Consider the following 12,776-nt stretch of genomic DNA (forward strand, 5'->3'; position numbering starts at 1 on the left):
ACACAAGGGTAACCAAGGCAAGGCCGACCAGATCCCCGCAAAACAAAAACAGGGCCATCAGGCCCTGCTTCTTACCGGAGGAGGCCGTCAGGCATCCATGGCATCTTTCAGCTTCTTCAGCGCGTTTTTCTCAAGCTGGCGCACCCGCTCGGCGGAGACGCCGTAAGTATCGGCCAGCTCCTGCAGGGTGGTCTTGCTCTCGTCATCGAGCCAGCGGGCACGGATGATGTGCTGGCTGCGCTCGTCCAGGGTCGCCATGGCCGCACTCAGGCGACGGGTGGCATGGCTGTCCCAGTTGTCGTTCTCGATGTTCGCCGCGAGATCGGAAGATTTGTCTTCCAGATAGTGCACCGGCGCGAAGCCACCCTCGTCTTCATCGTCACCGACCAGATCGAAAGCCTGATCGTAATTGCTCATGCGCGCTTCCATCTCGGTGACGTCGGCAGCGGATACCCCGAGGTCGGCAGCCACGGCCTGCACCTCTTCGTGGTTCAGCCAGCCCAGACGCTTCTTGGACTTGCGCAGGTTGAAAAACAGCTTGCGCTGGGCCTTGGTGGTCGCTACCTTGACCATGCGCCAGTTGCGCAACACATATTCGTGGATTTCGGCCTTGATCCAGTGCACGGCGAAGGAGACCAGACGCACGCCCACGCTCGGGTCGAAGCGTTTGACGGCTTTCATCAGGCCGATGTTGCCTTCCTGCACCAGATCGGCCTGAGGCAGGCCATAGCCGGAGTAGCTCTTGGCCACGTGAACGACAAAACGCAGGTGCGACATAACGAGCTGGCGTGCAGCTTCGAGATCCCCATCCTGCTGCAGACGCATCGCCAGTTCGCGCTCTTCCTCTGCGCTCAGCACAGGGATCGAGTTGACGGCCTGGATATAGCCTTCCAGACTACCTTGCGGAATCAGAGCCATAGTGCGTTGCAATGAAGTTCCCATGTTCTACCTCTTACTTTTCAATCGAATCAGTCTAACACCCTGAGAAGACGTGTCTACCGACCAGGTATCATTCTGCGTGCTGCATCATACATCACCCCAGCATGAACCCGGCCTATCTTAGGCTGACGGCATGAATCATAAATGAACAGTCAAAAAAAAGGGGTCACAGTAAAGGACCCCTGAAAAGTAGCATGCTAAGTCCATTGTTGCGGAGCTCGCAACCTTCACATGCTTGCCAAGTCAGACGAGCAAGGCATAGGGGCCATACCCGTATTCATTCTGCTGCAGTCAATAGACCATTGATAAATCAAAAGGTTCAGAGGATCCACATATGATCCTCGGCGCAGACACCATTCAGATTACTCTGAGAAAGTGGCCCGTGCCAGAAACGGGCCACTCTTTTACTTGATCCAGTTCGCAAAATCCAGCGCTTTAAAATGCTGACAAATTAATCAGGACGGTTCTATGTCGCGAATGTGCCTGTGCACCGAGAACCAGGAGGCGATCAACCCCAGCAGGGCGCCCAGCAGTATGAGATTGAAGCCGTCGAACGCCCCCATCCCCACCAGACGGAAGTTGCTGTTGTAGAGCCCCGCCAGCTCCTTCACCACCCCCTCGCTCCAGATCACCATCACCTCGGTCAGCCACCAGGCCAGCATGCCGCCGATGACCCCAAACCAGATGCCCGTATAGAGGAAGGGACGGTGGATGAAGGCATCGGTCGCGCCCACCAGCTTGAGCACTTCAATCTCGGAACGCTGGTTGAGGATATTCAGGCGCAGGGTGTTGCCCACGATCAGCAACACAGCGGAGAGCAGCAACACCGCGATACCTGTAATGGTGTGGCGCAGCAGGTTCATGATCCCCTGCAACCGGGTCAGCCACTGCAGATCCAGCTTGCCCTGCTCGATACCGGGCTCGTTCTCCAGCTTGGCGAGCAGCTCGGCGGCCCCTTCGGGATTCTGCCAGCGCGGATCCGGGATCACGCTCAGCACCGGCGGCAGCGGGTTGCTGTCCAGATAATCCAGGGCATCACCGAAACCGGAGATCTCCCGAAATTCCCTGAGCGCCTCGTCACGGTTCATATAAGTGACGGACTCCACCTCCGGATAGAGCAGGATCCGCTGCTTCATGTCGAGGATGCTCTGCTCCGGCAGATCCTTGCGCAGATAGAGAGAGATCTGGGAGCTGGTCTGCCAGCTCCCCTCTACCACTTCGGCATTCTTCAGCAATACGTGGAAACAGGAAGGCAGCGCCAGACTCACGCCAAGTACCGCCAGGGTCATCAGGGAGGCGAGCGGGTTGCGCCACAGCTCACCCAGGCTGGCAAAGGCCTGACGCACATGATCCACACCATACATCATCAAACGACGCAACGGTGGCTGTTTATGACGAACAATAGCCATCAGCGATCCTCCCCGGACGAATACATGCGACCCGCCTTGAGGGTCAGGGTGCGGTAGCGCATCCGGGCGATCAGCCCCAGATCGTGAGTGGCAATCAGCACGGAGACGCCGAAGCGGTTGAACTCCTCGAACAGGCGCATGATGTCCATGGAAAGCTGGGGATCCAGGTTGCCGGTCGGCTCGTCCGCCAGCAGCAGGGGGGGTTTGTTGACGATGGCGCGGGCGATGCCGACCCGTTGCTGCTCACCACCGGAGAGCATGCGCGGCTGGTAGCGCTCCTTGCCGAGCAGCCCGACCTTGTCCAGCGCCGCCGCCACCCGTTTGTTGATGTCCCCATGGCTGTAGCCATCGATCACCAGGGGCAGGGCGACGTTGTCGAACACGGTACGATCCATCAACAGGCGGTGATCCTGGAAGATCATGCCGATCTGGCGGCGCACGTAGGGGATCTGACTGCGCTGGATGTGGCTGACGTCATCGCCGTGGAAGAAGACGCGGCCGTCGGTCGGCCGTTCCATCACGCTGATGAGCTTGAGGAGGGTACTCTTGCCCGCCCCCGAATGGCCGGTCAGGAAGGCCATCTCCCCCTTGCGCAGGTGAAAACTGACCTTTTGCAGCGCTTGATGACCGCCACTGTAGACCTTGCTGACCTTGTCAAAACGAATCATAACGGTTCCCTGAGATTGACAAACCCCGACCGGGATAAAGCATGGGGCGCTCACTCCCCCGTACCGGCACAACACCTGGATGACAACATCGGTCGCAACCATGCCGCGTGTCATCCTTGCCCGGATGAGCCATGCCTGCGCCCTCATAGTGACATACCCCGACCGGAGTCGGGGTATGGAACACGTGCTCGTCACGGCCGGGCCGACTCATGTCAGCCGGATTTATTCTTCGCGGCTGAAGAGCGCCTCGATGAAGTCGTTGGCGACGAACGGGCGCAGATCGTCGATCCCCTCGCCCACCCCGATGTAGCGGATCGGGATCTGGAACTTGTCGGCCACCGCGAAGATGACGCCCCCCTTGGCAGTGCCGTCCAGCTTGGTGAGGGTGATGCCGGTCAGACCCACCGCCTCGCTGAACAGCTTGGCCTGGCTCAATGCGTTCTGGCCGGTGCCTGCGTCCAGGGTAAGCATGATCTCGTGGGGCGCCGCATCGTCCAGCTTCTTCATCACCCGCACCACCTTCTTGAGCTCCTCCATCAGGTTGCTCTTGTTCTGCAGGCGGCCGGCGGTATCGGCGATCAGCACGTCAGCCCCGCGGGAGCGGGCAGCCTCGATGGCGTCATAGATGACGGAGGCGGAGTCGGCACCGGTGTGTTGGGCAATCACCGGAATGTTGTTGCGCTGACCCCACACCTGCAGCTGCTCGACCGCAGCGGCACGGAAGGTATCGCCAGCGGCCAGCATCACGCTCTTGCCCTCGGCCTGGAACTGTTTGGCCAGCTTGCCGATGGTGGTGGTCTTGCCGACGCCGTTCACGCCGACCATCAAGATGACGTAAGGCTTCTTGCTGGTGTCGATCACCAGGGGCTGCTCGACCTTGGCCAGCATCTCGCCCATGTCCTGTTTGAGCAGACCGTAGAGCGCCTCGGCATCCTTGAGCTGCTTGCGGTCCGCGTGCTGTACCAGCCCCTCGATGATGCGGGTGGTGGTGTCGACGCCAAGATCGGCGGTCAGCAGCTGGGTCTCCAGCTCTTCGAACAGATCGTCATCGATCTTCTTGCCGCTGAACAGGCCGAAGAAACCGGAACCGATATTCTCCCTGGTACGCACCAGGCTGCGCTTGAGGCGGGCAAAGAAGCCCTCCCGCTGCGGCTTCTCCTGAGTGTCGTCGTCCACCTTGGCGGCCAGTGGCAGAGCGGCCAGAGCGGCGGCCTCAGCCTCCATCGCGGCGACCAGACGCAAATCTTCCGCTCGCTGGGCCTCTTTGGCGACACGAGCTTCCTCGGCAGCCTGAGCCTCGGCGGCAACACGGGCCTCTTCCGCAGCACGGGCCTCGGCGGCAATACGGGCTTCTTCCGCGGCACGGGCTTCGGCGGCAAGACGAGCTTCTTCCGCAGCGCGAGCTTCGGCGGCAATACGGGCTTCTTCTGCAGCGCGAGCCTCGGCGGCAATACGGGCCTCTTCTGCAGCGCGAGCTTCGGCGGCAATACGGGCCTCTTCCGCAGCGCGGGCTTCGGCGGCAACACGAGCTTCTTCTGCTGCACGAGCCTCGGCGGCAATACGGGCTTCTTCTGCGGCACGGGCTTCGGCAGCGATGCAATCCTCTTCCGCAGCGCGAGCCTCGGTGGCAATACGGGCCTCTTCCAAAGCGCGGGCTTCGGCGGCGACAATGGCTTCGTCTGCGACTTGAGCTTCGGTTGAGATCAAGGCCTCATTGACGATGACGGGCTCAAGCTCGCCCTCCGGCTCTTCCACAACCAGGGGGCCTTCGTCAGGGCCGCTCAGCAGCGCTTCGGGCTTGGCAGCGGGGGCATCAGCCGGGGCAACATCGGCGACAGGCGCGGGAACAGCGGCGGCCTCCGACTCGACTACCGCCGGGGTAGCGTCGGGCGCCTGCGATGGAACGGCCTCAGCCTCTTCTTTCTTGCGGCCGAAACCCAGCCAGGAAAACAAACCTTTTGCCATCTAAAAATACTCACATCAAAGGCTGACTGCTAAGATAGCCGTCCCTCGGCGGGTCGGCATAAAAATGAACCGCCTTATACTATCACTTTATTTTCTGACGACGAAACGCGATGCCCAGAGTGAAATCCAGCCGTAACAGCCCGAGCAAGAGCCCGGCCCCTCAGGGGCGAGCGGGCGTGGTACGAATCATCAGCGGCCAATGGAAGGGGCGCAAACTCCCCGTCAGGGATGTGGAAGGGCTCAGACCCACCACGGATCGCGTCAAGGAGACCATCTTCAACTGGCTGGCTCCCCACGTGCGCGGTACCCGCTGTCTGGATCTGTTCGCCGGCAGCGGCGGGCTGGGGCTGGAAGCCTTGTCCCGCTATGCCGAACAGGTCACCCTGATCGAGATGGACAGAGGCGCCGCCGACCAGCTCAAGAAGAACCTGACGACCCTGGGCAGCAGCCAGGGGCAGGTGATCCAGGCCGATGCCGTGAGCTGGCTGCAAGGCCCGGCCACGCCGTTCGATCTGGTCTTTCTGGACCCACCGTTTCGTCGCGAGCTGCTGCCCCAGGTGTGCGAGCTGCTCGAGCAGCGCGGCTGGCTGGCATCCGATGCCCTCATCTATCTGGAGCGGGAAAAAGAGATGGCCGATCTGGCGCTGCCCGCCAGCTGGACACTACTCAAGGACAAGCAGGCTGGTCAGGTCTGCTATCAGCTCTATCTGCGGGACACCAAGCATGACGCTGCTGTTTAAAGGGGAGATGGGCACAGTCCCCTTCTCCGTCAATTTGGACAACGGCTCAAGGACAAGCAGGTCGATCACATCAGGCCTGCTATCAACTCTATGTACGGGAGGTAAACGATGAAGCGGGTGTTTAATCTGTTGGCGATGGGGGTGCTGCTGTTCTTCTGGTTCGGTGTGGCACTCGCCCTGCTGGGCACCCTGCCGGGCAAACTGAACGGCTTTCTGCCGGTGTGCGGCGTCATCGTGATATTGATGCACTGGGTACAGGCCAGCATGATCAAGGCGGCCTGCAAACCCTACTTCGCGGTCACTCGTCTCGAATTCACCCAGGTGCTGATCTTCGGGGTGTTCGGCATGATGGATATCCGCACCAAGCTGCAGGCCATCATAGACGCCAGGAAGAAGGGAGAGACTCCCCCCAGGGCCGACTAGGCCACCCCCGGCCCGACCAGAAGGAGTGATTCGTCACTCCTTTTGCGTTTTTCCGAGGCTGATTCCCAGCTTGATGGAGAGAGCGGCGAGCAGCAGCAGCATGGCAATGAGGGAGAAGAAGTTGCTGCCAAGCTCGGGGTACTGCACCTTGACCAGGGCAGAATGGCCGAACACGCCGATAAAGAAGCAGAGCAGAATGCAGCTGGGTGTGTTGCCCACCATGGGCTCATGGCGATAGTGCTGATAGAGCTGGCTGGCCGCCAGCAACAGGGCGATGAGGGGGTAGAAGGAGAAGGGGACGACCGACTCCGTCAAGGCCGACAGGAAGGCATCGCCACAGATACCGATCAGCAGGGCCAGCACCAGGGGCTTCTTCGGAATCGCGTTCGGTTCATGCATGAGGCTGTCCATCCTTGCGTTATGTGAGAGATTCGTGGCGCTTGCGGTTCTGCACCTCGGCGCCCATGGCGATCATCCGCAACTGGCTGATGGTGCGCTCCGACAGTGCCTTGCACTCTTCCGGAGTCATGTCGAGGGCGTCTGCACCGGCGCTGAAGACGATGGTCACCATGGCCTCGGCCTGGATATAGGCCTCTTCCCGTGGCGCCTGCGTGGTGGCTTCCAGATAATCGGTCAGCTCGGCGATGAAGTGCTGGATCTCCCGGGCCACCGCCTGACGGAATGCAGCCGAGGTGCCGGAGCGCTCGCGCAGCAGCAGCCGGAAGATGTTCGGGTTGTTTTCGACGAATTCCATGAAGGTCTGCACCGAGGTGCTGATGACGCTGCCACCACCGGCAATGCGCTGGCGCGCCTGGCGCATCAGTTGGCGCAGGGTCAGCCCTCCCTCGTCCACCAGCGTCAGCCCCAGCTCTTCCATGTCCCGAAAGTGGCGATAGAAGGAGGTCGGCGCTATGCCCGCCTCTCTGGCCACTTCCCGCAGGCTGAGGTTGGAGAAACTGCGGTTGGCGCAGAGTTGACTGAACGCCGCCTCGATCAGCGTACGCCGGGTTTTTTCTTTTTGTTGCGCGCGAATACCCACGAAAACAGTCACCTTGAGATTAGCGAGGCCAGATGATAACCCGAAGGCGGGGCCGGGATCAGGTTTGTCTCCGACTTTTTTACCATTGACCCGCATTCCGGCTCAATGGAGAATAGTGAACAGCTGTTCGCTGAAAGGAGCCGAGTGAAATGGACCGCCCCCCGATCATCATGACCAACACCCTGCTGTTCGCCCTCTCCGGGCTGACGGCACTGATAGCGGTCCCCTGGTATGGACTGAGCCAGGGCTACGACCTCTGGCAGTGGCTCTGCTTCCTGCTGCTGTTCTGCTATTGCGGCATCTCCATCACCGCCGGCTACCACAGGCTCTGGTCCCACAAGGCCTACAAGGCGCACCCGGCCCTGCAATGGATCTTCGCCATCGGAGGCGCGCTCGCCCTGCAAAACTCGGCGCTGCACTGGTCCTCGGATCATCGCCGCCACCACCGCCACGTGGATGACAACCAGAAGGATCCCTACAGTGCGGGTCGCGGCTTCTGGTACTCCCACATCGGCTGGATGCTGCGGGAATACCAGCGCGATACCTACCACGACTACAGCAATGTGCGCGACCTGCAAAACAACCCCGTGGTCGCCTTCCAGCACAGGCACTATCTCGCCCTGGCTCTGGTCACCAACATCGGCATTCCGCTGCTGCTCGGCCTCCTGCACGGGGATTTGCTCGGCATGATGCTGCTGGCCGGGGTGCTGCGCATGGTGATGACCCATCACACCACCTTCTTCATCAACTCCCTGGCCCACATCTGGGGCAGCCAGCCGTTCACGGATCGCAACAGCGCCCGGGACAACGGCATCCTGGCCTTCTTCACCTTTGGCGAGGGCTATCACAACTTCCATCACCTGTTCGAGAACGACTACCGCAACGGCATTCAGTGGTGGCAGTTCGACCCCACCAAGTGGCTGATCCGCACCGCCGCCTGGTGCGGGCTCGCCAAAGACCTGAGATCCTGCCCGGAGGAACGCATCGAACAGGCCAGGCTGGAGATGCAGCTCAAGCGCGCCCAGGCCAGAGTGCACAAGCAGGACGACAGGGAACGCTGGCAGGCACTGCTGCAGGAGGAGTACGACAAGCTGAGCCTGCAGATCCAGCACTACTATGCCAGCCGCAAGTCACTGCTGGAGCAGCGCAAGCGCACAGCCCTCGCACGCTACGACAGGCTCAGGCTGCAACTGGAGTACCGCACGTTGCGAGACGGTTTCCTCGTTGCCAAACGCAACTGGAGTCGTCTGCTGGCGGGCCTCGCCTGATCGCCGAAACATCACGCAAAAGACCGCCAGCAGGCGGTCTTTTTTATTGGACAAGCAGACGGCGGGCATAAAAAAATGGGGCAACATTCGCATGTCACCCCCTCGCAAATAGCATGTTCCATATTGGGCTACCGCAACCACGGGGGTCTGTCTGGCATCACGGGTTTCCGCTCCCGATCTGCCTCGCCTGCCGGAGCAATCCGGTTGGCCCATTTCCCCTGTTGCCGTCACCCACACGGCAGACCAGCCGCCGTGTTTGTCCTTGCACTCGAGATACTACGCAGTTAAATAAAATAAAAAACCGTTCTACACGCACCTCTATGCAGTCGAGGCCCCTGGATTGTTACTGCACTCTTAATATAAATCGATTAAAAACAATACGATGCAATCCAGTCCCGTCTTTGGATGGCAAACGTTATCCTCGAAGGCGCACAAGGCTTTGCGAGATCTCGCACAAGGCGGATCCCACTCACAACCAACGGTGCAAAGGTAACCAATCGCTCAATTGCGCCAGCAGGCGCCGCCATGCAGAGGGGGACGCCGCCACCGGGTGCACGGCCTGCTGCAACCAGCCATCGATGAGTTGCTGCAACTCGTCGCACAGCGTCGGGCTATGGAGGTGCAGCATCAACTCGGTGTTGAGCATCAGGGAGCGGGGATCCAGGTTGAAACTGCCGAGCAGCGCCTCCTCCTTCCCCATCAGGATCAGCTTGGCATGCAGACTGAACGCCTCCGTCGTCAGCTCGAACAGGGTGATCCCCTGACGCTCGAGCCAGGGGCGGTGACGTCGATAGGCGCCATAGACCAGGGGCACATCCGTGCTGGCCAGGGAGTTGGTCAGGATCTCGATGTCGACCCCCTGCCGTCGCTGCCCCTTGAGCCGGCGACGCAGCCCCCGTGTCAGGATCAGGTAAGGGCTCACCAACCTCAGGGCCCCCTGATTGCTCGCCAGCATGCGTCCCAGCAGGGGCGCCGTGGTCGGCCGGGCGACCAGCCCCTTGCCGGGGCGATCGAACCAGCACTGCCCTCGCCCGGGATGCCAGCAAAGGGGAACGGGGCACTCATCAAACAGAGTGGCCGGCAGATCATAGGCGGCCGCCATGGCGGGGTCGGTCAGGGTCAGCAGGAAATCGTTCAGGGCCCGGGTTTCGGCTGGCAGCAAGGGGCGTCTCAACAGGCGACGGACCGGGTGGCTCCAGCGACTGTGCCAGAACAGCGCGAACCCCTGCTCGGCCTGCTGACAGAGGGGGCCGCGGCAGAGCAGATCCAGGTCGATGAAGTGAGGCGACATCCCCAGCCCGAAGTAACGATCACCGATGTTGCGCCCGCCGATCACCGCCTGGCTGCCATCCACCAGCAGCAGCTTGTTGTGCATCCGGTGGTTGATGCGGCGAAAGCTCAGCACCCCTTCCAGCAACAAGGTAAGGGGACGCCAGCCCCGCAGCCAGAAGGGGTTGAACAGGCGTACCTCGATGCCCGGTTCCGCCGCCACCGCCTCCAGAAAGCGGTTCTCCCCGCCGTAGAGATCGTCGATGAGCAGTTGCACCACCACTCCGCGCCGGGCCGCCCGCACCAGCTCCGCCAGCAGCAGCTTGCCGCTGCCGTCCTCTTCCCAGCTGTAATACTGGGCGAGGATCCGGTGGCGAGCCTGGCGGATCAACTGGCATCGGGCCTTGAGGGCTGCACCGGGATCGGCGAGCAAGGCAAAGTCGGCGGGGATCAAGGGTCATCTCCCTGTCATCTGGTGGTGGCATAACCCAGACAACCGCCCCGATAACCCAGTGTCAAGGAGCCGATGATGGAACTGCGCGACCACCCCTCCCTCAGTCAGAGACCCCATGCCAGCCAACCGGATCCCACCCCGGCCAGGCTGTTGATGCCCTGGTACCAGCAGCACCGGGATCTGGGCTGGGAACCCCTTGCGCAGCATCATGAGGATCCCCTCCCCGGCCGGCATTGACAGGCTCAGGGCTGCACCGCCTCGATGGCCTCTGACTTGCCCTCTAACTGGGGCAGGCTGAAACGGTAGGCCACGTAGTATTTGTAGATGGTGCCAACGTAGTTGATGGGCCCCTGGCCCACGTCGTTGGCCACCAGCTGCTCCACATTGCCGAACCAGACGTTCGGATCCAGCCCCTTGTCGGCCGCCTTGGCCTGCAATGCCTGGACCCGGTTCGGACCCGCATTATAGGCGGCCAGGGCGAACAGATGGCGATTGAGCCTGTCCATCCCGGGATCATTGAAGTAGGTGTCCAGGATGAGCCGCATGTAGCGACAGGCCGCCTCCACATTGCCCTCCAGACTGGTGAGTCTGGCGCCTCGGATCCCCACCTCCTTGCCGGTACTCGGCAGCAGTTGCATGATGCCGACGGCCCCCCGGTGAGAGCCGACATTGGGATTGAGCCCCGACTCCTTGTAAGCCAGCGCGGCCAGCATCAGCCAGTCCAGCTGATACTTGTCCGCCTGGGCCTCCAGTACCTTGCGAATGGTCGACAGTCGCCCCAGCGGGTCCGGTGCCAGTATGTTGCTCATGCGATCGCTCTGCGCCAGCAGGCGGCGCAATGTCATGTCACTGTAGAGGGTCCGCTTGCTCGACTCCGAGATGTAGGCGTTCACCGCCTTGAGCAGCTCCGGGCTGTTGTTGCGCAGGGCCCAGGCGCTTCGCCCCTTGTCCCGCAGCGGAATCAGCCTGTGGGCCTTGAGGCCGCCAATCATGTCGAGCCAGATCCGCCCCTTGAAGCTGTCGGTGACCGTCAGCGGAATGATCCCGGCTGACACCATCTCCAGCAGGTCCCCGTCCTGCAGGTATTCGGGAACCGTCTCGATGTAGACCGGGGGCAACCCCAGCTCCCGAAACAGCCAGTTGAGCTGGTGCAGACTCTCGAAATAACTGGAGCTGGCGCGCACCCAGATCCGCCGGCCGGACAGCTGGGTGATGCGATTGAAGGCAGGGAGCTCCCGCTGGCTCACCACCCACTCCTCTATGGGGGCGATCAGCGGCTGGGAGAAGGTCACCTGCTCGCGCCGGGTGGGGGTGACCGTCAGGTTGGCGGCCACCAGATCCCCGCGCCCCTCGGCCAGATAGTCCAGCAGCTTGTCCTGGCGCACCGGGATATAAATGATCTTGAGCTTGAGCTTCTCCTTGGCCAGGTAGGTCTGGTTCAACCAGCGCTCGAATCCCTGAAGCTGATTGACCAGGATGCCGTACTGGGCTCCCTTGTCGAAAAAGAAAAACCCCCGCTCATAGACCACCAGGGCCCTGAGCTCTTTTTTTTGCAGGATGTGTTCGAGATCACCGGCCTGGGGCAGCAACTGCGGCTTGAGATCCGCCGCCAGCAGAGGGAGAGAGCAGAGAGCCAGCAGGGCCCAGATCCATCGCCGCATCATGATGTAACCACCTCGCTGTGGGCCGGTGCGCACCGTCGGGTCTGTCAGAGAAGGCGCCTGCGCCAAGTCATGGGGCGTCGCGGGATCTTCTGCCGATCGGCGCATGCCGGACGGAAAACGGATCGTCCGTGGGATAACTCACTATACAACGCAAAGGGAGGGAAAAAGCGAGGGGCAGAGCAAGACGGCAGGCAAGCCTGCCGTGTCATCACGATCTCAGAGGGAGCGGGCGCGCATCTCGAAGATCAGCTTCTCGGCGGTGCAGGTGAATTGCAGGCGGGCCTTCAGGATCACGCCATCCGGGCCCCGGCTCAGCTCGCTGCTGCTTTTGGCTTCGGCAGTGACCTGCTTGGCCAGCGCCTCGTAAGCCGCAAATTTCTCGCGGGCGTCGGCTTCTGCAGCAGCCTCGATCACCAGCTCCATGACGTCGTCACCTTCGCCGATGATGGTGCCAATTTCGGCGAAACAGCCGCAACTGTCACAGGTCTCGTTCAGTTCCACTTTCTCGTCTACAGACATACGTTCACTCCTACTTATTCCGGATATTGTCATCGTCGCGCAAGGCGTTGCGAAAATCCCTGATGGCAGTGCCCAGATCCTCACCGGCGCCAGCCAGGCGTTTGCTGCCAAACACCACGACGACGACCACGAGCAGGATCAGCAGATGCCAGATATGAATGCCACCCAGTCCCATAGGGAGACTCCTGACTGTTAGATACCTGGAGGTTGTATCAAAAGAAAGCGTATCGATTGTTGGGCAAAATCAAGGCAGGTGCAAGTTGGCGAAAAAATCGCGCAAAAACGGCGACGAGGCGCAAAAAAAATACGGCGACCATGGGCCGCCGTATGAGTCGGTGCTACTTGTCCCCTCAACCGCTACATCCTGTACCAGCCGCCACCAGGGCGAGAGACCCGTCGAGCATAGGATCGCCAAGATA

General features: G+C 61.1%; 14 protein-coding genes. 4 read left to right on the forward strand and 10 right to left on the reverse strand.

The window, feature by feature from the left end; genetic code table 11:
* Positions 1-87 precede the first annotated feature (87 nt).
* The 4 genes from rpoH to ftsY all read right to left on the reverse strand — a co-directional run bounded on the left by rpoH (position 88) and on the right by ftsY (position 4,981).
* Entirely contained in the window at positions 88-942 is an 855-nt protein-coding gene (gene rpoH, locus C2U47_RS08115) for an RNA polymerase sigma factor RpoH (RefSeq protein WP_029313526.1), read from the reverse strand.
* 452 nt (positions 943-1,394) lie between these two features.
* Positions 1,395-2,348, reverse strand: coding sequence for a permease-like cell division protein FtsX (ftsX, locus tag C2U47_RS08120; RefSeq protein WP_029313524.1), 954 nt, complete (start codon positions 2,346-2,348; stop codon positions 1,395-1,397).
* Positions 2,348-3,016, reverse strand: a complete 669-nt coding sequence (ftsE, locus tag C2U47_RS08125; protein ID WP_010672603.1) for a cell division ATP-binding protein FtsE — start codon at positions 3,014-3,016, stop codon at positions 2,348-2,350. Before ftsE ends, ftsX begins: the two co-directional genes overlap by 1 nt.
* 222 nt (positions 3,017-3,238) lie before the next feature.
* Complete coding sequence (ftsY, locus tag C2U47_RS08130) at positions 3,239-4,981, reverse strand: signal recognition particle-docking protein FtsY (protein ID WP_103261580.1); 1,743 nt, start codon at positions 4,979-4,981, stop codon at positions 3,239-3,241.
* 110 nt (positions 4,982-5,091) lie between these two features.
* Between ftsY and rsmD the strand changes: the two genes are divergently transcribed.
* Both rsmD and C2U47_RS08140 read left to right on the forward strand, forming a co-directional pair.
* Complete coding sequence (rsmD, locus tag C2U47_RS08135; RefSeq protein ID WP_042864572.1) at positions 5,092-5,721, forward strand: 16S rRNA (guanine(966)-N(2))-methyltransferase RsmD; 630 nt, start codon at positions 5,092-5,094, stop codon at positions 5,719-5,721.
* Positions 5,722-5,829: 108 nt separating this feature from the next.
* A complete protein-coding gene (locus tag C2U47_RS08140; RefSeq protein WP_010672600.1) occupies positions 5,830-6,144 on the forward strand; it encodes a DUF1145 domain-containing protein in 315 nt (104 codons plus the stop codon).
* Between the two features lie 33 nt (positions 6,145-6,177).
* Here C2U47_RS08140 and C2U47_RS08145 read toward each other — a convergent pair whose 3' ends face one another.
* The gene (locus tag C2U47_RS08145; RefSeq protein ID WP_010672599.1) at positions 6,178-6,543 is read right to left on the reverse strand and encodes a YijD family membrane protein; all 366 of its coding nucleotides are present in this window, start codon (positions 6,541-6,543) and stop codon (positions 6,178-6,180) included.
* 19 nt (positions 6,544-6,562) lie between these two features.
* Positions 6,563-7,183: an HTH-type transcriptional repressor FabR gene (fabR, locus tag C2U47_RS08150; RefSeq protein WP_010672598.1), complete on the reverse strand. Its 621-nt coding sequence runs from the start codon at positions 7,181-7,183 to the stop codon at positions 6,563-6,565.
* Positions 7,184-7,332: 149 nt separating this feature from the next.
* Here fabR and C2U47_RS08155 point away from each other — a divergent pair, with 149 nt between their 5' ends.
* Positions 7,333-8,451, forward strand: coding sequence for a fatty acid desaturase (locus C2U47_RS08155; protein ID WP_039040410.1), 1,119 nt, complete (start codon positions 7,333-7,335; stop codon positions 8,449-8,451).
* Positions 8,452-8,920: 469 nt separating this feature from the next.
* Here the strand turns inward: C2U47_RS08155 and C2U47_RS08160 are convergent, their stop codons facing one another.
* Positions 8,921-10,174: a phospholipase D-like domain-containing protein gene (locus C2U47_RS08160; protein ID WP_103261581.1), complete on the reverse strand. Its 1,254-nt coding sequence runs from the start codon at positions 10,172-10,174 to the stop codon at positions 8,921-8,923.
* A 72-nt stretch (positions 10,175-10,246) separates the two neighbouring features.
* On the opposite strand from C2U47_RS08160, the gene C2U47_RS22830 reads away from it, so the two are divergent.
* On the forward strand, positions 10,247-10,411 hold the full coding sequence (locus tag C2U47_RS22830) for a hypothetical protein (RefSeq protein ID WP_158657393.1): 165 nt from the start codon (positions 10,247-10,249) through the stop codon (positions 10,409-10,411).
* A gap of 5 nt (positions 10,412-10,416) precedes the next feature.
* Here the strand turns inward: C2U47_RS22830 and C2U47_RS08165 are convergent, their stop codons facing one another.
* The 3 genes from C2U47_RS08165 to tatA all read right to left on the reverse strand — a co-directional run bounded on the left by C2U47_RS08165 (position 10,417) and on the right by tatA (position 12,532).
* Positions 10,417-11,838, reverse strand: a complete 1,422-nt coding sequence (locus C2U47_RS08165; protein ID WP_010672594.1) for a lytic transglycosylase F — start codon at positions 11,836-11,838, stop codon at positions 10,417-10,419.
* 216 nt (positions 11,839-12,054) lie between these two features.
* Positions 12,055-12,357 (reverse strand): YfcZ/YiiS family protein, encoded by a 303-nt coding sequence (locus C2U47_RS08170; protein WP_010672593.1) that lies wholly within the window; start codon positions 12,355-12,357, stop codon positions 12,055-12,057.
* 10 nt (positions 12,358-12,367) lie between these two features.
* Positions 12,368-12,532 (reverse strand): twin-arginine translocase TatA/TatE family subunit, encoded by a 165-nt coding sequence (gene tatA, locus C2U47_RS08175; RefSeq protein ID WP_010672592.1) that lies wholly within the window; start codon positions 12,530-12,532, stop codon positions 12,368-12,370.
* Positions 12,533-12,776 lie beyond the last annotated feature (244 nt).

Source organism: Aeromonas sp. ASNIH7 (assembly GCF_002903485.1).
Lineage (GTDB): Bacteria > Pseudomonadota > Gammaproteobacteria > Enterobacterales > Aeromonadaceae > Aeromonas > Aeromonas caviae.